An 18,504-nucleotide genomic window follows, 5' to 3' on the forward strand; every position below is an offset into this window, starting at 1 on the left:
AATACAGAATGACACCTAAAAAACTTTGGATATGGCTGGCGGTAGTAATGGTTGCTTCGTTTGCTGTTCTTATCTTCTATGGAACTGAAATTTACAGAAAAATTCCTCCAATTCCTGACAAAGTAGTAAGCACAGACGGAACTGTTATTGCTACCGGACAGGATATTAAAGACGGACAAAACGTCTGGCAGTCTATCGGCGGACAAACCGTAGGAAGTATCTGGGGACATGGTGCCTATATTGCTCCGGACTGGACGGCCGATTACCTCCACCGGGAATCTGTTCTGCTGCTTGATGAACTGGCGAAAAAGGATGGAAAAGTTTACAAAGAACTTCCGGATGAAGAACAGGCCAAATATCAGGTACTGCTGAAAAAAGAACTTCGTACCAACACCTTTAATGAAAGCAATAACGAAATTATTTTCTCCCCGGAACGAGCTGAAGTACAGAAAAAGCTTTCCCTGTATTATTCAAAATTATTCATGGATGATGCTTCTATGGCAAAACTTCGTGATCAGTATGCTATTCCGAAAAATACGATCAAAGATACCGGAAGAATGGCCAAAATGAATGCTTTCTTTGCATGGAGTACCTGGGTTTGTATTACGGAAAGGCCGGGAGATGATGTGACCTATACCAATAACTGGCCTCATGATGAATCGGTTGGAAATGTTCCTCCGCCTTCCCTGCATGTATGGTCTGGTTTCAGTATATTACTTTTATTAGGATGCGTAGGCCTTTTGGTATTTTATCATGCCAGAAACAAAGAAGAAGAAATCAGTGAAGCGCTTCCACACGAAGATCCGCTGCGAAGCATGAAACCGACTCCGTCCATGAAGGCGACTTTAAAGTACATATGGGTTGTTGCCCTATTAATCCTTGTTCAAATGCTTGCCGGAGTAGTGACTGCTCATTACGGAGTAGAAGGAAGCGGATTTTATGGTATTCCTTTGGATCAGTTTCTACCACAATCGGTTTCCAGAAGCTGGCATGTACAGCTGGCCATATTCTGGATTGCTACCTCATGGCTGGCAACCGGACTTTATATTGCTCCTGCCGTTTCAGGGTATGAACCAAAGTATCAGAAACTGGGCGTAAATATTTTATTTGGAGCTTTACTGATCGTTGTTCTGGGATCTTTAACCGGGCAGTGGCTCGGGGTTATGCAAAAACTGGGTCTGGTAGATAATTTCCTTTGGGGACATCAGGGGTATGAATATGTAGAACTGGGAAGAGTCTGGCAGATCTTACTGCTCATCGGGCTTATTCTCTGGCTGGTTTTAATGGTTCGGGCTCTTCTTCCTGCCTTGAAGCGAAAAGATGGAGACCGTCATTTGCTGACCCTGTTTACTCTTTCATCAGTAGCGATTGCATTATTTTATGGAGCCGGACTAATGTATGGAAGACAAACCCATATGGCGATTGCAGAATATTGGCGATGGTGGGTAGTTCACCTTTGGGTAGAAGGTTTTTTTGAAGTATTCGCAACCGTAGTGGCTGCCTTTTTATTTACAAGATTAGGATTGCTAAGACTAAAATCTGCTACCAATGCCGTTTTATTCTCAACTATTATCTTTCTTGGCGGAGGTATATTGGGAACATTCCATCATCTGTATTTCAGTGCTACCCCTACAGCTGTTCTGGCATTAGGAGCTACTTTCAGTGCCCTGGAAATAGTACCGCTTGTTCTGATTGGTTATGAAGCCTATCAAAATTATCAGCTGAGTAAATCCACCCAATGGATTCAAGCCTACAAATGGCCCATCTACTGCTTCATTGCCATGTGTTTCTGGAATTTCCTCGGGGCAGGAATCTTCGGATTTGCCATCAATCCTCCTATTGCTCTTTACTATATTCAGGGATTGAATACCACTGCTGTGCATGGCCATGCGGCTTTATTCGGAGTCTATGGAATTCTGGGAATCGGATTAATGATGTTTGTTTTGCGAGGACTTTATCCTGACCGACAGTGGAATGATAAATTAATAGGATGGGCTTTCTGGCTTATCAATATCGGGTTGCTGGTGATGGTAACGATTAGTCTTCTTCCCATAGGTATTATGCAGTCCGTAGCTTCTATAAAAGAAGGGTACTGGTATGCAAGATCTGCAGAATTTATGCAGACTGATACCATGCATTTTCTGAGATGGCTGCGTGTACCCGGAGATATTTTACTGGCTGCTGGTGAGCTGCTTTTCGTTATTTTTATCATGGGACTAAAATTTGGATGGTCGTTGAAAGAAAAACGTTAGTATAAATGGTTCAAATCTCGTAGGATTTTTAATCTTTACAATTTGATGATTTTTACATTACTTGAACTTAATTTTTAACGTAAAGAAATATTATCATTATGTTTATTTAAGGAAGCGAAGAAGAGCGACTTTGTCGCGGATGAAGCGTTATGGTAATACATTCGCTTAAAAATGATCAATGAAATTGATCAAACCTCTTTACTCCCTTACAATCATAAGAATTACAGATAAAGCTTTGCGTTGATAAAATAAGATTCTATTAATTCATTCTGATTTACATTAAAAAAGCCTTTAAATTGAGTATTTAAAGGCTTTTTATTTGGTAATTTATTGTGTTGCTTTCATCATTGCATCGGTAATTTCAATTTCCTTTTTCCTGGAATAAGTAGAGTCAAAAGGTTCCATCACATTGAATAAATACTGATAAAAAGGAGCAATCTGACGTACATTTTCAGATTCCTTCACTGCATTATTTTTGTCCATTTGCTGCAGCTTTTTTATAAAAACACTGAATTTCTTATCAACAGGTTCAATAGATTTCAAAAGGTATTCATGACCTTTTTCTCTCTGTCCTAAGGTCTTGTAAGCATCCGTTACCGCTGCTACAACCAATGCATATTCCATCGGTTTTGACCTCATCTGTCTTCTGGCCATTGCTTTAAATGACGGAGAGAGATTCTGATAGTAATCATATTCTTCAAATATTTCTTTTTTAAGGGTTTCTGCCAGCTGAAGACCTTTCTGCTCCTGCCCTGCAACAATATATCCGGTAACCATTGCACTTAATGAGCGCGGATCATTGTACTTCTCTGCAGGAATTTCTTTGGCAGCAAGATCCAGTAATTCCAGCGCCTTAGCTTTTTGTCCGCTTATTACCAGTGCAGAAACAGCTCTGCCCACAGACATTCTGTAGCCCAGAATATTGGAAGTAGCCGTTTCATCATAATAAATACTGAGATCTTTAAAATTGCCCCATCTGAAGTTTTTCACCACCTGATAAAGAGAGTTGGCATCTACCCTTCCCTTATCTCCGTCCGGACTTTGAGGTGTACGGATAGGAATCAGCCTGTAGCTGAAGCCATCAAACTGAAGATAATCATCTAGATAAAAAATATTTTCACTGTCATACATTCCGCCTGAAGAGAAATTTACAGGTCGCTTCCAATCAAAATTGGCCAGCATATCAAGCATCATCAGGTTACTTTTATAAAGTGTATTGGCTTCGTAATTAATCATAATCTGATCCACAGCGTTGGGAAGATCAGCCTGATTAATGATTCCAGATTTTACGGCATTTTCTTTATTTACCGGAAGTATAAATTTACTGACCGGAAGAATATTGTATTTTTCATATTGTTTGTCCCCAAAGTACATCTTCAGCAATTCGTCTTTTTCGGATGATTTTAATTTCAGGAATTTCATAGCATCCTTCAAAGTCAAGGAATCTTGTGTCAGATATTTTCTAAAATCCTGGAAAGTGTTGTCCGGAGCACCCTGTTCTTTAAGCATTTGGAAAAGTCCTTCCCAATCCTCTTTTTTCATCAGATATACCTGATCATTTACGCCATCCCGATACTCTTCATGAGTCAATTCACCTGGAATTCCCATTGCATTGTATGTTCTTCTTTTTACCTGATCGATATTCCATGGAGTGCCCAAAAGGGTAAAATTTACCGTTTTTACATCATCCCTGAACCTTTCTGTTTCCTGAATGGCCCATACCGGAAAAGTATCATTATCCCCATAAATAAACATGATATCATTTTTAGGAAGTGATCGTAAAAATGAATAGGCATAATCGCGGGCTGCTGTTTTTTTACTTCTGTCGTGAGAAGTATAATTCTGGAATCCCATCATCAAAGGAATTCCTAATAAAATAACTCCCGGAAGAATATTGGAAACCTTGGATTTCACCCTAGACTGAATCATCAAAAGGATGGCTCCTGCTCCCAGACCAATCCAGATGGCAAAGGCATAGAATGAGCCTACCATGGCATAATCTCTTTCTCTTACTTCAAATGGTTTTACTCCGGTATAGAAAACAATTCCCATACTTGTCAGAATAAACAGGGAAAGAATGGCATAAAACCGTCCAAAATCTCTGTTCAGCTGGAAAAAGAAACCAATCAATCCTACAATCAATGGAAGAAAGAAAAACTTTACGGTACTTTCATTTTTAAATTGGGCAGGCATATGATCCTGATCTCCAAGCAAAGCATTATCGATAAAAGAAATCCCTGATATCCAGTTCCCTTTGGTATTTTCCATATGACCCTGAAAATCATTCTGTCTTCCTACAAAATTCCACATCAGATATCTGACAAAATAATATCCGTTCTGGAATGAAATAAAATAATCCATATTCTGGGCAAAAGAAGGACGCTGCACCTTGATAAGATCATAAGGTTTCACTTTCAGATAATCTTCTGCTGTGATGGAATCTCCTTCATATTTGGCTCTCAGTTCTTCAAAAATACGTTTGGCTTCCGGATTGTCTGCAACATCTTCGTTATCATAATTAAAAGTAAAATCTGGAGCTCCATATAAAGAAATATAATTTGCCGTTACCTCTTTATCTTCATTGAACATCCTTGGCATAAAACTTATGTGCGATTTATTAAACACATAGTTGAATCTTTCTCCGGTCTTTCTGTACGTTCCGGTTTTTTCATCTTTTTCGTAAATATCTCCGGTAATCTCCCTTTTGTAACTTCCGTCTTCATCTTTTTCCAGTCCGTTTTTATCAAGAAATGCGGTGTAATTCTGTCCGTAAATAGTGGGCCAGTCACCATATTGTACTCTGTTATAATAATCTCTCATCCCGATCGCCGTATCTGGATCATTAAGATTCATCGGAGGATTGGCATTGGCTCTGATGGGAATTACCAGCCAGCAAGAGAATCCAATGATCATATAGACAATAGATAAAACAACAGTTTGGTATATCTTTCTTTTGGTTTTTCTGGCATATTTAATCAGGAAATAACAGATTAATGTCATAAGGATAAATGCAGCAACGGTTCCTGAATGGAAAGGAAGCCCAACACCATTCACTAAAAAAATCTCAAGCTTTCCAAACAGGGTCATAATCAAAGGGAAAATAATCTTGAACACCAAGGCCAGAATTCCCAATGTGATTCCATTAGCCAGCATAAAACTCTTCCAGGAAAAAGTATAGTTTCTGGTATAATAAACAAGGCAGATAGCAGGAATTGCCAGCATACACATCATATGTACTCCCACAGAAAGTCCTATGATAAAGAAAATAAGAATCACCCATCTTTCGTTATCAATAGCTTTGTATTCGTTTTCCCATTTGGTGATGAGCCATACCAGCAAAGCAATAAACATGGAAGCCATTGCATACACTTCTCCTTCTACTGCTGAAAACCAAAATGTATCTGAAAATGTAAAACATAAAGCTCCGATTACTCCGGAAAAAAGAATTGCAATTTCCTGACGTTTTGTAAGTTCCTCAAAATCTTTATGTAAAAGTCGTCTTAAAAAATGGGTAATTGTCCAGAACAGGAACAGAATGGTAAAAGCACTGAATAACGCTGACATCGCATTGATCACAATAGAATAATTTTCAGTATTTCCCAATGCAAAAATACTTGCCACGGCTCCCATAATCTGGAATAAAGCGGCACCCGGAGCGTGAGTTACTTCCAGTTTTACCGCTGAAGAGATATATTCTCCACAATCCCAAAAACTCAAAGAATGTTCTATCGTTGAAAGATAAGTAATAAGTGCAATAGCGAAAAGGAACCATCCCAGCACGGTGTTCCATTTTTTAAAAGACCAGTTTTTCATATAATATTTTCCAATATTGATATGACAACCAGAGGAAAGAGTTTATTACATGAAAATTTTATTTATTTTCTTAATAATTGATTGATATTAATACGTATTATTCAAGCCTCCATCCAAAGGAATACTTGTTCCGGTAAGATAGCCTGCATATTCTGAAGCGAGAAAAGCTACAAGATGTCCATATTCTTCAGGCTTTCCGAATCTTTTCATAGGAATTTTATTTTCCCTCGCCATTCTTATTTCTTCTGCCGGAGCGCCCGTTTGCTGAGCCTCATGCGCAACCAGTTTTTGAATTCGTTCAGTATCAAAATACCCTGTTAAAACATTATTTACTGTAATATTATGTTCGGCAATCTCATTGGAAAGAGTTTTTGCCCAGGCAATTACTGCAGAGCGGATAGAATTTGATAGGGCCAGGTTTCCGATCGGTTCTTTTACTGATAAAGAAGAAACATTGATGATACGTCCATTTCCCTGTTTGATCATATGTGGGAGAGCCAATAATGTTGTTTCACAAACTGTTTTAAAAAGAAGATCAAATGCTTTCTGATAATCCTCGGCATTCTTATCCTGTGCTAAACCAGGTTCCGGTCCATTGGTATTATTAACCAGAATATCTATGGAATGATCATTGAAATATTCTGCTATTATTTTCTTATACCTTTCAAAATCTGAAAAGTCAGCGACCAGATAGCTGTGTTTCTGATCAGAAGTGATGACCGGCAGTGAAGAAACAAAGTCTTTAAGTTTTGTTTCATTACGAGCCATAACGGTAACATTAGCGCCACATTTTGCCAGTTCTAAAGCAATTCCTGCTCCTATTCCCTGGGTTGCTCCTCCTACTAAAGCATTTTTTGAAAAAAGTTGAATATTCATATGATCTTTGGATATACTAATTGGTATAGGATAAATGTAAGAAAAAACCTCCAAATTATATTTTGAAGGTTTAATTTTTTAAGCTCTGTTTCTCATTTATTTTACGGCTGTAGCTTCAAGTTCCACCTTTAAAGTTTCAAACAAACCTTTTACTTCAAGCATCGTTACGGTCTGCTGAAGCTTATGCCTTGCAATCCACTCCTGAAGAATGGGAAAGTGAGGCCAGAGTTCTTCAGTAGAAGTTGTATAGATATTTAGTCTTACTATATTTCCACATTTATATCCTGCGGAGCTGATCAACTCTTCCAGATTGGCAATAGCCTGTTCCAGCTGAGATTTCATATCTTTATCACTGGATATTCCATCAGGATCAATAGCTGCCTGTCCGGAGCAGTATAAAGTACTTTCCACATTTTTTACTTCTACAGCTTGTGAGTAGCTTCTCTCCTTCTGCCATTTCCAGGGATTAACTGTTCTTTTTTCCATTGTATTGAATTTGTTGTCTGTTATTACCATACAAAATTGCACAACAGATACAGTAAACTCGCGTGATCCCGATCACGATTATCATGTGAGGATAATCACTTTACAGAGGCAGGCGGCTCAAAGTTTCTCTGGAAACGCCTAAATAAGCTGCTAAAAGAGACTTTGGAACGCGCTGGACAAGAGATGGATATTTTTTCAAAAGCTGGTCATACCGTTCTTTTATTCCTGTTGTCATCATGGAAATAGTACGCTGCTGGGCCGAAATGAAACCCATATAAGCTTTTTCAAGGAAGAAATGCTCCAGTTTTGGAAGTTGGGCACAGAGTTTTTTGTAATCAGCTAATGTAAGGCATAATACTTCTGTATCTTCTATACATTCCACAGACATGGTTGCTGTATTTTGTTGATAATAAGCGGGGAAATCTGTTTCCCACCAGTCTTCCATGGCAAACCCTACAATATGTTCTTTCCCTGTTTTGTCTGTATACACCAACTTCAGCAGGCCTTTCAATACAAAATAATTGTAAGGTACGGCTTCTCCTTCCTGCACTAAAAACTGATGCTTTTTATATTTTTTATAGGTGAAACAGGATGATATGAATTCAAATTCATCATCATTAAGAGGAGTTATTTTTTCGATGTGGTTTCGCAGCTGATCCAGCATATTCAGTTTCTTTACCCTATAAAATTACAATTTAATCCTAAGGTTTCTCTTTCAGCAGTTCGTCCATCTGTTTATAAAATGAATCTTTACTGTAATCTGCAAATCCTTTATGATACAAACGGATTTCTCCTTTTTTATCCAGAACAACAGTAGTAGGCAAAGAACCGCTATAAAGTACAGCAGGAATATTTCCAGCCGGCACCAGAAAAGGAACCGTAAAGCCTTCTTTCCTTAAATAAGATTTTCCTAAGGCAACATTATCATCAAGATTTACGGTAAGAAATACCATATCAGGATTGTTTTTATATTGATCATATAGTTTCTGGACAGACGGGAACTCTGCTCTGCACGGAGGACACCATGATGCCCAAAAGTTAATGAAAACTACTTTATTCCGGAAGGCAGAAATATCTATGATCTTTTCATCCTCATTTTTCAGAATAAATCCGGCATAGGAAACTCTGGTTGAATTATTTTGTGTTTCTTTTGGTTCTGATATGCTGGAATTGAGAATTCCTGTGGAAGCAACCTGTCTCATCAGCCAAACTTTTGCATCTTTATTCACTAAGATGACAATAAACAATACCGTGAGTATTATAGTAGAAATATTTTTCCTTAGCCATGTTTTCAGATTTTCCATTTTCTTCCTCTTAATTCTTAGCCAATATAAGATTAATATTTTGATCAAAAATCCGGAAGAATTGTTTTTACAATAAAAAGCCTTCAAATACTTAGATTTAAAGGCCATTCTCTGTGTTTTTAGTTTAAGTTATGATCATGGTAAGATTCTTTAAAAGCTATATTTTATTCAACAGTTTCTTTCTGAAAATAAAAAGCAGCGAACTGAAAAATGTCAGATAGGCAATATTGAATATTGCACCTCCCACCCAACCAGAAAAAGGAAGTGGTAAGAGTCCTTTTATAGGGATAATACATAAAGTCAATACAAATGGAGTCAGCAAAGCCATCCATCTTGGCAGCAGTGTTTTATGTAAAAGAATACATACAGCAAATGAAACCCAGCCTACCGCCAGTACTCCAATAGCCATTCCCCAGGCGATATTCAGCATTTTCATAAAGCCTCTTCCTGTTTCCAGAAGATAAGGATGGGCAACTGAATCGGTATGATAAACCGCCTTATAAATCTCTCCAACATAGAAGAATCCGGCATGCCCTAAAGGCGACAAAACTGCCCCGGCCAATAACATCCAATACACAAAGACTGCATACCATTTCTGGGTATCTTTGAAAAACTGATACACCAGCCATGTGGCAGGAAGCAGCAAAGGACCTGTAAGCGCTCCGATCAAAGCTCCAAACATCAATCTGGAAGTGGAACCTTCCAACATTAAAGTGGCAAATTCAACATTTACCTGATTTGCATAGGTCTTTGAAAATAATGGATAATCTGAAGGATCCGGATCAAATCCGGCAACATAAACATCACCGATGATCCAACACACTGAAACGGCTATAGCAGCAGCAAAAGACCAGTTTATTTTGGCTGAAAATTTCATAATTTTTATATCATTAATAGTTAGCAAACTTTACATCATTCCTTTGTATAGGTTCTTCATGAGGAATTAGAAAAGCAAATTTTATTATTAAGAACAATTCTAAATAATAATTATCTTTGTGCAAAACTACCCTAAACAGGTAACAGGATAGGTACGTAAAACGGAATAAAAAGTCCGCTAAAAGGAAATTCTAAAAAGAGAAGCAAAATGACAGTAAGGCTATATGATGAAAACTTTGGAAACATGCTCATGGAGCGAGATTATCCTTCCTCTTATCTCTTACATGACGGAGGCATCCAGGAATGCATTACCCAGCTCATTCCTCCCTATGGAAATGGTTTTTATCACGAAATAAGTTTCGCCAACGTTCATATCAGTTTTGGAAATATTTTATTGCCGAAGCGGCTTCAGCTGTACCTGGAAAGTGATTTTGATTCAGTAGAAATGCATTTTACCCTTAAAGGAAAAAGTAAGGCCATTTCAGGTAACTTCCAGAAAACTGTAGCATTTGACAGCTACCAGCACAATATTATTTATGCCCATCATATGGAAGGCAGAATGGAATTTGAAGGCCCGGAAATGCATTTATTTGAAATCAATCTGGCTCCGGAATTCTTTAAAAAATTTCTGCCTGAACATTCGGGAGTATTTGAAATATTCAGAAACTCGATTGAAAGACAAAATTCCTGTCTCCTCCAGCCGGAACACAACCGTATTACCCAGGAAATGTATCAAATCCTGAATGACATTATGCATTGCAGCAGAAAAGGCCTATTCAAACGAATCTATCTTGAAGCCAAGGTAAGTGAACTTCTTCTGTTACAGCTTGAACATTTTTTTGATCGTGGCTCCTTCCCTTCTTCTCTTCAGAAAAGAGATATAGAAAAAATGTACGATGTAAGAGATTATATTGTCAATAATCTGAATGCAGATAGTTCACTGAATGACCTTGCCCATCTGGTAGGAACTAATGAATTTACCCTAAAAAAAGGCTTTAAAGAAATTTTCGGGACTACCGTATTTGGATTCTGGAATGATCTTAAAATGGAACAGGCAAAAAAACTGCTTCTCGACAGCCATCTGAATATCAGTGAAATTTCCGACCATATCGGTTATAAAAATCCAAGACATTTTTCAGCAGCATTTAAGCGAAAATTTAACATATTACCCAGCCAACTCAGAAACAGATAACAGCCTGCATGCTTTTGAGCCCTTTCTGATCGATTTCTTATGCCTGACCATAATAAAATTCAACTCATCATCGTTAATAATTTGTTTTTAACAAGATCCACTGAAAAACAACAATAAATCAATATACAATGCATAATATTATTTTTTGTGTAACAGTCTTATTTTATCCTTGCTATTACCATTTTCAAAAACCTGTTTTTCCAATGGATTTATTTCATAATTAAATTGTTAGGTGTAACAAATCCTCTGTTTATCCAACTAATCGTACATCATCAAAACATTAATTCATATACAAGAGATCTACTACTTTAAAATAAACTAATGCAAACATCCTTTCTAAAAATTACCGCTGCCACCGCTGCACTCTGTTTCAGTACCCTGGCAATGGCCCAACAAAACTATTCTGTAAGTGGAACCGTGAAAGACAAAAAAAACGGTGAATTGCTCATCGGAGTATCTGTAAAAGTAAGCGAAGATCCCACCATCAATGTTGTTGCCAATGAATATGGCTTTTATTCCCTGTCACTGCCTGAAGGGAATTATACCCTTATTATTTCTTACCCTGGATATAGAGATTTTGAACAGCAGATCAAAGTAGACCAGAATATAAAGCTTGATCTGCCTCTTCTCCCTGCGGAGACAGAAGCAAAAGCGATTGATGAAGTGGTAATAACCGGAATCAAAAAGGATAAAAACTTAACCTCAGCGCAAATGGGAGCAGAAACGCTGAGTATTAAAAATATAGAAAAACTTCCTGTTCTTTTTGGAGAAAAGGATGTCATGAAAACCATTCAGCTTTTACCGGGTATTAAAAGTAACGGTGAAGGAAGCAGCGGATTCAGTGTAAGAGGTGGTGCTACCGACCAAAACCTGATATTACTGGATGAAGCTCCGGTTTATAACGCCTCTCACCTTCTAGGGTTTTTCAGTACATTCAACAGTGATGCCCTGAAAGATGCCAGCATCATTAAAGGAAACAGTCCGGCTCAATATGGAGGTCGACTTTCTTCTGTGCTGGATGTCAAAATGAAAGACGGAAACAATAAAGATTATAACGTCAACGGAGGAATTGGTCTGATCAGCAGCAGACTGAGTGTAGAAGGTCCTATTCAAAAGGAAAAATCTTCATTCATTGTTTCAGGAAGAAGAACCTATGCCGATTTGTTTCTTAAAACCAATAAAGATTATAAAGACAACAAGTTATATTTTTATGATCTTAATCTGAAAGCCAATTATCAGATCAATGAAAACAACCGTATTTACCTTTCCGGATATTTCGGAAGAGATGTTTTGGGACTGGGAGATACATTCAATACAGATTGGGGAAATACAACGGCTACGTTGAGATGGAACAGCATCATCAGCAGTAAATTATTCTCCAATACGTCTTTCATCTACAGTAATTATGATTATAAAATCAGTCTGAAAAATGATGATACCGTATTTGATTTAAATTCAAAAATCCGTGACTGGAATCTTAAGCAGGACTTTACCTGGTTTGCCGGAAACAAACACTCTGTACGTTTCGGTCTGCAGTCTATTTATCATACGCTAACTCCGAGCAGTGCTTCCGGAACTACGGTGAGCAGTTTTACAAGAAATCCGAGATACTCGTGGGAAAATGCCGTGTACATCAATGATGATTATAAAGCCACGGAAAAGCTAACCATCAATTATGGAGCAAGGCTTTCCATGTTCAGTGTATTGGGAGGCGATACATTCAATACCTATGAGAATGGTGTGCTTACCGACAGCCAGTTTTTAGAGAAAGGAAAATTCGGGAAAACATATGTGAATATTGAACCGCGTATTAGTGCCAACTACCGCATCAACGAAGTCAGCAGTGTAAAAGGAGGATATTCCCGAAACACCCAGAATCTTCATCTTTTAAGCAACAGCAACAGCGGAAATCCTACCGATCAGTGGATAGGAAGCAGCTATACGGTAAAACCGGAAATTGCAGATCAGATCAGCGTGGGCTACAGCAGGAATTTCAACAACAATAATTATGAGTTGAATGCTGAAGTTTATTATAAAGATATGAAAAACCAGATCGACTTCAAAAATGGTGCTCAGATTGGTTTTGACACTGGATCCGATGTAGAAAGTGAACTGTTATTTGGGAAAGGAAGAGCCTACGGTCTGGAACTTATTGCCAAAAAGAAAAGCGGAAAACTGACAGGATGGATTTCCTATACACTCTCTAAAACAGAAAGAAAGATTAACGGAATCAATAATAATGAGTGGTATAATGCCAGAATGGATAAGACCCACGATCTTTCTATTGTTGCTACTTACCAGCTTAATCCAAAATGGAGTTTTTCAGGATTGTTTGTATACAGCACAGGGAATGCGGTTACCTTCCCTACCGGAAAATATGAGTTGAACGGACAAACGATCTTCCAGTACAGCAACAGAAATGCTGACAGAATGCCGGCCTATCACAGAATGGATCTGAGTGCAACGTATGAACCAGGTTCCAATAAACGCTTCCGTGGTTCATGGACATTCGGTATTTACAATCTTTATGGCCGCGAAAATGCTTACACTATTAATTTCGAAGACAATCCAGACCGTCCCGGAACTACGCGTGCCATGCAGACCTCTTTATTCCGCTGGGTACCCAATATCACTTATAACTTCAAATTCTAAATCATGAAAAATACATTTTATATCATAGTATCTCTTTTTGCATTAACCTCTTGTGAAAAGGAGATTGATCTGGATCTGAATGATCAAAGCGGGAATATTGTTATTGAAGGAAATATAACCAATCAATCCGGACCCTATACTGTAAAAATAACAAAATCAGTAAGTTTCTCAGAACCGAATCAATATCCGGCGGTCACGGGAGCTCAGGTCATTCTAAGTGATGATATGGGACAAACCGAAACCCTTCATTATGCAGGAAACGGTATGTACCAAACGACAACTTTCGCCGGAGAGCCTGGCAGAACCTATACCCTGAAGGTACAGGCCGAGGGAAAACAGTATACTGCTCAAAGTACAATGCCTGAAGTAGTCTATTTCGATGGATTGAAACAGAGTTCATTTAAATTTGGGGATAAAATTACTTATACCCTATTGCCACTCTTTACAGATCCAATGCCACTGGGAAACCGTTATCTTTTTAGTTTTACGATCAATGATCTTCCCAAAAAATACATGAATACTTTTTCAGACAATGTAAACAACGGATTGCCTAACCAACAGCCTTTGATTCTCCCTAATGACGATAATAAAGGCAGAGACCATGAAGTGGTAGTAGGTGATAAAATCCATGTGGAAATGCAGTCTATCGACACCAATATATTCACTTATTACAGTGCCTTACTTCAGATTTCCGGCGGCAATGGCGGAACCGCTACTCCGGCCAATCCTCCAAGTAACATCAGCAATGGAGCTTTGGGATACTTTTCAGCTCATACAACAGATACGGAAGCTTTTGTCATCCAGCCTGTTACTCCATAAATGTAAAAAAGGATATTCCCACTACGGAATATCCTTTTTTTATTCTCTGTTCTATCTTAATTTCCTTTTTAAAGCGTAATACCTGTACAGAAGTTTATCATACCTGACCACACAAAACAGCAATCCTGCAGTTGCAATCAGTGTTTTTAAACAGATCATGCTATAGACAAAACCACCCATCATACATCCCGAAAAAAAGCAGGCAATAATGACCACTTTCAGGGTGATATTCTTTTTAAGCTGACGCTGTTCATTTTCCCGTTCCTTAAAAAACAGTTTTGAAAGTTCTATTCCCAGATCGGTAAACAATCCCGTAAGATGAGTGGTTCTCACTACAGACTGGGACACTCTTGTCACCAATGAATTCTGAACGCCCATGGCAAAAAGCAAAAGTCCCGCAATAGTATAAGGAGATATTGAGATTCCGAGTGTCTTATCATCTGCTATTCTCACAAAACCCAATATCAGAATTTCGGTAATCAAAGGAATGAGATGCGGACGGAACATTCTGCGCCCGGACGAAAATTCAACCATAAAACTTGAACAGAAAGCTCCTCCCAGAAAACATAGAATGAAGATAAAGTAAGTAAAGGCTTGGCTATAATGATCGAGAAGAATCTCTTCGGAAAAGAAGGCAAAATGCCCCGTTATATTAGTGGTAAGTACCTTAACAGATAAAACACCTACAATATTCACGATCCCGGCAACAAATGACAGGGCTGAAGCCAGTTTGAGATTGTGAAAATAAGTTCTGTTTCTCCCTCTATGTCTGAACATTTTAAACTTCTGTAAGGGTGGTATCTCCTGCTATCTTTCATAACTTAAAAACAGCTGGATAAGATAAATAAGTAAAAAAATAAATAAGAAATGTCAGCATACAGCTGTGAAAAACATATCCGCTTAAATATTTATCCAGTGTTCTATATAGATTTACTACATCCTTTTTACCATAAAATTCTACTTTTTCGTAATAAACAATGAGTCTGCCAATGAAGCAAAAATAGCTTTTACAGGTCGCTTCAAAATGTTCTGTACCCTAATTCAGAATCAATTTTATTACTTTTGTAAAAGTAATCCGTTCAGGAAGAAAAGCTTGTGATATAGATCGGCTTAAAATGTGATTTAAGTTAAAAACTGAGTGTAGATTCAACATCCTGTAAAGAAAAATTATGATCTCAAAATTTATTTTTAATAATCAGTATCTTTTTGATGAACTCCCTGAATATGATAAGAATCTTCTTACAGCAGCAATGAAAACCAAAAACTACCGTAAAAATGAGCCTATATTTACTGACGGAACAAAGCCTAATGGCGTTTACTATCTTAATGAAGGAAAAATAAAGAAATACAAGGTTGATAATGACGGAAGGGAACAGATTATTTACATTTACAGCTCCGGTGAATTTTTCGGGTATTCTGCTATTCTGAGCAATGAATCTTATGGAGATACCACCTCAACACTGGAAAATTCTGTTATCTCATTTATTTCTAAAGACAATTTTCTGGATATCCTCAGTCAGTCATCCGTTCTTTCAAGGCTGCTGCTGAAATCTTTAAGTCATGAATTCAGTGTGATGGCAAATCTTATTGCAGTTCTGTCTCATCGTACGGTACGGGAAAGAGCGGCTCTCAGTTTACTGATTCTTCACGATAAGTATACATCAAATGATGCTCCTGATGATGAAGTGTTTATTTCTCTTTCCCGAGTGGATCTTGCCAATATGGTGGGAACTGCCAGAGAAACTTTGGCCCGCATCATCAATGATTTTAAACAGGAAAAATTAATCCGATCTGAAGGAAGGAAAATACAGATCATCGACTCTAAGCGATTGATTCACATTGCTAATTTCTATTAATTTTATCTTCTTAAAAATGAACATTTAAAATTCTCAGTCTCCTACTGACAGCCTGTTGTCATAAGTGTCTGTTACCTTTGTTTCAAATTAATTCAAACAAAATTCCTTATGAAACTTACCTCATTAAGACTCATCAGTAAAGACATCAAAGCAGCAGTAGAATTTTATGAACAGACTATTGGATTATCTGCCCGATGGTATACTGAAGATTTTGCAGAACTTTCTGCTGGCTCCATTACCATCGCCATCGGAAGTACCCGAACAATGAAAATGTTTTCGGAGGGCCTGACAGATTTCGCAGGAACAAAATCAATCATTATCGAATTTCTGGTTAAAAACGTAGACGAAGAATATGAAAGAATCAAAAATATAGCTTCTGAAATTATTCAGGAGCCAACAACTATGCCCTGGGGAAACCGATCACTTCTGTTCTGTGATCCGGATGGAAATATGATAAACTTTTTTACTCCTGTAAGTGAAGAGGCTGTAAAGAAGTTCAGCTAAATCTTTCTTCAATAAAAAATAAAACCTCGCTGTTCATCAACGAGGTTTTTGTTCTAATTTTTAAAGTCAACCTTATTTCCCAAGGAATTCAATGGCTTTCGCTACAAATGCATCATGATACTGATAAAAAGAAGCATGGCCTGAGTCCGGAAATATGACCAGTTCTGCATCATCTAAATGCTGCGCCATATTTTTAGCATTCTGAACCGATACCGGAAGATCATTTTCACCATGAACAATTAATACCCGTTTTTTGATTTTTTCAATTTCCGTAAGAGCATCAGCATTGGGTTGAGCCCAGCTCAAAACTGCCGTAAACTGTGCGTTGGAAGCTGCATCATTTAATGGAAGATCTCTGTCTGTGGTACGAAGCTGAACTCTTGCGAAAGATGCTTTACCTTCTGCTGTACTTTGAGCAGATTCTGTAAACCCAAATTTCAAATAGGAAGCTTCAGGGCTTAATCCGGCTGTTCCTGCAATAATATTTGGCAGATTCGATAATCCGATTGCTCCCTGCGGACCTGTTCCTGTTAAAATTACTTTGTTGATCAGTGACGGATTGGTCAGCACAATTCTCTGGGCAACAAATCCTCCCATAGAAAATCCCATGATATTCACCTGAGGCAAATTTAAAGCTTTAATAAAATCTACGGCATCGTCAGCCATCGCCTGAACAGTATTCGGGGTTGTTCCTTTTGAGGAAGCTACTCCTTTATTGTCAAAGATAATTACTTTATACTTTTTTGCCAGTCCGTCTGTCACTGCAGGATCCCAGTCATCCATTGAGCCCCCTAACCCCGGCAACAGTACCAATGGAATGCCGTCTTCTTTTCCCAGCACACGATATGCAATGCCATTTCCTTTAACTGTTATGAATTGGGTCCTGGCAGTTTGGTGGTTTCTGTTTTGTACCTCCTGTGTCGTCGTGGGAGGCTCATTTTCTTCCGTGCAGGATACGGTCACTACGGTAAAAAGAGTTAAACATAATAAGCTTACGGCTGAGATTTTTCTGATTGTTTTCATTGTAGTTTATTTTTGTATGATTATGGTGCAAACATAAAACACAAAAACAGGCAGAACACTCAAAAGCTTTATCAACAGGACATTTTAATGAGTTAATTAGACATTTTTGAAGGTGAAAGTTAAAATTCTTAAAACTGTTTTTAAAACTCTTTAGATTTTTTCAATGCAATAAGGGCTTCCATTGCTTTCTCAGCATCTTCTTTCGCTATAAAAATATGATCATGAAAATAAGCGGCAACCACATTGCAGCTGATATTTTCCTTTTTCAAGGCATTGGCAAAAGCTGCGGTGAGTCCTATGGCTTCCAGAGAGGAATGAATATTGAGCGTGATCCATGAAGAAATATAACTATAGGGCATTTTCCATTCATCGGCTATCGTTCTTTCCAGCACAATGGTAATGGCTTCATGTTCCCGGAAGAAAAACAGAATCTTTTCCATATCCGGTATTCCGTTTAAAGTTTCAACAGTACAAAACACAAATTCTCCGGCATTCAATACAGGTTCCATATTCTGAATCAAAACCGATAAGTCTTTTTCTCCTGACATCTTTTTTGATACAAAGCTAAGGGATAGACTGCAGCATTCTGTTTATCATTTGATAAAAAACACTCAAACATTCAATTTAAAAAGTGAGAAAATGATTTCTCGTTCAAAAACAAAAAAGGAGACTGTCTGCCTCCTTTTTGTTTGTAATGTAACCTATCAACTGAACCTCACTATATGTGTTTGTGTTTTTTTTTGATCATTTGGCTTTTTTAAGAAGTCCGTTTAAGGTTATTCATACACTTCTTTTAATTTCATCAGTGTGTATTAATTTTCATCATTTGTGTTCTTATAACTATCCGTTTA

At 37.8% G+C, this 18,504-nt stretch carries 15 protein-coding genes; 6 read left to right on the forward strand and 9 right to left on the reverse strand.

All coding sequences use genetic code 11. The features are described from left to right. The first annotated feature begins 8 nt into the window (after positions 1-8). A complete protein-coding gene (locus tag ACWPWS_RS07780) occupies positions 9-2,252 on the forward strand; it encodes a nitric-oxide reductase large subunit (RefSeq protein ID WP_454046133.1) in 2,244 nt (747 codons plus the stop codon). A 327-nt stretch (positions 2,253-2,579) separates the two neighbouring features. On the opposite strand, the gene ACWPWS_RS07785 is transcribed toward ACWPWS_RS07780, so the two are convergent. The 6 genes from ACWPWS_RS07785 to ACWPWS_RS07810 all read right to left on the reverse strand — a co-directional run bounded on the left by ACWPWS_RS07785 (position 2,580) and on the right by ACWPWS_RS07810 (position 9,608). Further along, a complete protein-coding gene (locus tag ACWPWS_RS07785; RefSeq protein WP_454046134.1) occupies positions 2,580-6,065 on the reverse strand; it encodes a glycosyltransferase family 117 protein in 3,486 nt (1,161 codons plus the stop codon). Between the two features lie 87 nt (positions 6,066-6,152). Next, positions 6,153-6,941 carry an SDR family oxidoreductase gene (locus tag ACWPWS_RS07790; RefSeq protein ID WP_454046135.1) on the reverse strand — a complete coding sequence of 263 codons (789 nt, stop codon included), beginning with the start codon at positions 6,939-6,941 and terminating at the stop codon, positions 6,153-6,155. A 96-nt stretch (positions 6,942-7,037) separates the two neighbouring features. Next, positions 7,038-7,427: a RidA family protein gene (locus tag ACWPWS_RS07795; RefSeq protein ID WP_454046136.1), complete on the reverse strand. Its 390-nt coding sequence runs from the start codon at positions 7,425-7,427 to the stop codon at positions 7,038-7,040. Between the two features lie 100 nt (positions 7,428-7,527). Then, positions 7,528-8,091: a Crp/Fnr family transcriptional regulator gene (locus ACWPWS_RS07800; protein ID WP_105683444.1), complete on the reverse strand. Its 564-nt coding sequence runs from the start codon at positions 8,089-8,091 to the stop codon at positions 7,528-7,530. Positions 8,092-8,128: 37 nt separating this feature from the next. Continuing rightward, positions 8,129-8,731, reverse strand: a complete 603-nt coding sequence (locus ACWPWS_RS07805; protein ID WP_454046137.1) for a TlpA family protein disulfide reductase — start codon at positions 8,729-8,731, stop codon at positions 8,129-8,131. A gap of 157 nt (positions 8,732-8,888) precedes the next feature. After that, positions 8,889-9,608 carry a DUF6796 family protein gene (locus ACWPWS_RS07810; RefSeq protein WP_454046138.1) on the reverse strand — a complete coding sequence of 240 codons (720 nt, stop codon included), beginning with the start codon at positions 9,606-9,608 and terminating at the stop codon, positions 8,889-8,891. Between the two features lie 207 nt (positions 9,609-9,815). On the opposite strand from ACWPWS_RS07810, the gene ACWPWS_RS07815 reads away from it, so the two are divergent. The 3 genes from ACWPWS_RS07815 (at position 9,816) to ACWPWS_RS07825 (ending at position 14,270) form a co-directional block, all read left to right on the forward strand. Continuing rightward, positions 9,816-10,799: a helix-turn-helix transcriptional regulator gene (locus ACWPWS_RS07815; protein WP_454046139.1), complete on the forward strand. Its 984-nt coding sequence runs from the start codon at positions 9,816-9,818 to the stop codon at positions 10,797-10,799. 321 nt (positions 10,800-11,120) lie between these two features. Further along, the gene (locus ACWPWS_RS07820) at positions 11,121-13,451 is read left to right on the forward strand and encodes a TonB-dependent receptor (RefSeq protein ID WP_454046140.1); all 2,331 of its coding nucleotides are present in this window, start codon (positions 11,121-11,123) and stop codon (positions 13,449-13,451) included. A gap of 3 nt (positions 13,452-13,454) precedes the next feature. Next, the gene (locus tag ACWPWS_RS07825; RefSeq protein WP_454046141.1) at positions 13,455-14,270 is read left to right on the forward strand and encodes a DUF4249 domain-containing protein; all 816 of its coding nucleotides are present in this window, start codon (positions 13,455-13,457) and stop codon (positions 14,268-14,270) included. Positions 14,271-14,321: 51 nt separating this feature from the next. Here ACWPWS_RS07825 and ACWPWS_RS07830 read toward each other — a convergent pair whose 3' ends face one another. Further along, entirely contained in the window at positions 14,322-15,047 is a 726-nt protein-coding gene (locus tag ACWPWS_RS07830; RefSeq protein WP_454046142.1) for a YoaK family protein, read from the reverse strand. A 392-nt stretch (positions 15,048-15,439) separates the two neighbouring features. Between ACWPWS_RS07830 and ACWPWS_RS07835 the strand changes: the two genes are divergently transcribed. Together ACWPWS_RS07835 and ACWPWS_RS07840 are read left to right on the forward strand one after the other, a co-directional pair. Continuing rightward, a complete protein-coding gene (locus tag ACWPWS_RS07835; RefSeq protein WP_454046143.1) occupies positions 15,440-16,126 on the forward strand; it encodes a Crp/Fnr family transcriptional regulator in 687 nt (228 codons plus the stop codon). 108 nt (positions 16,127-16,234) lie between these two features. After that, the gene (locus ACWPWS_RS07840) at positions 16,235-16,630 is read left to right on the forward strand and encodes a VOC family protein (RefSeq protein ID WP_454046144.1); all 396 of its coding nucleotides are present in this window, start codon (positions 16,235-16,237) and stop codon (positions 16,628-16,630) included. Positions 16,631-16,702: 72 nt separating this feature from the next. Here ACWPWS_RS07840 and ACWPWS_RS07845 read toward each other — a convergent pair whose 3' ends face one another. Together ACWPWS_RS07845 and ACWPWS_RS07850 are read right to left on the reverse strand one after the other, a co-directional pair. Then, on the reverse strand, positions 16,703-17,653 hold the full coding sequence (locus ACWPWS_RS07845; protein WP_454046145.1) for an alpha/beta fold hydrolase: 951 nt from the start codon (positions 17,651-17,653) through the stop codon (positions 16,703-16,705). 140 nt (positions 17,654-17,793) lie between these two features. Beyond that, on the reverse strand, positions 17,794-18,201 hold the full coding sequence (locus ACWPWS_RS07850; protein WP_454046146.1) for an ACT domain-containing protein: 408 nt from the start codon (positions 18,199-18,201) through the stop codon (positions 17,794-17,796). Between the last annotated feature and the right edge of the window lie 303 nt (positions 18,202-18,504).

The organism is Chryseobacterium sp. Marseille-Q8038 (assembly GCF_965111995.1).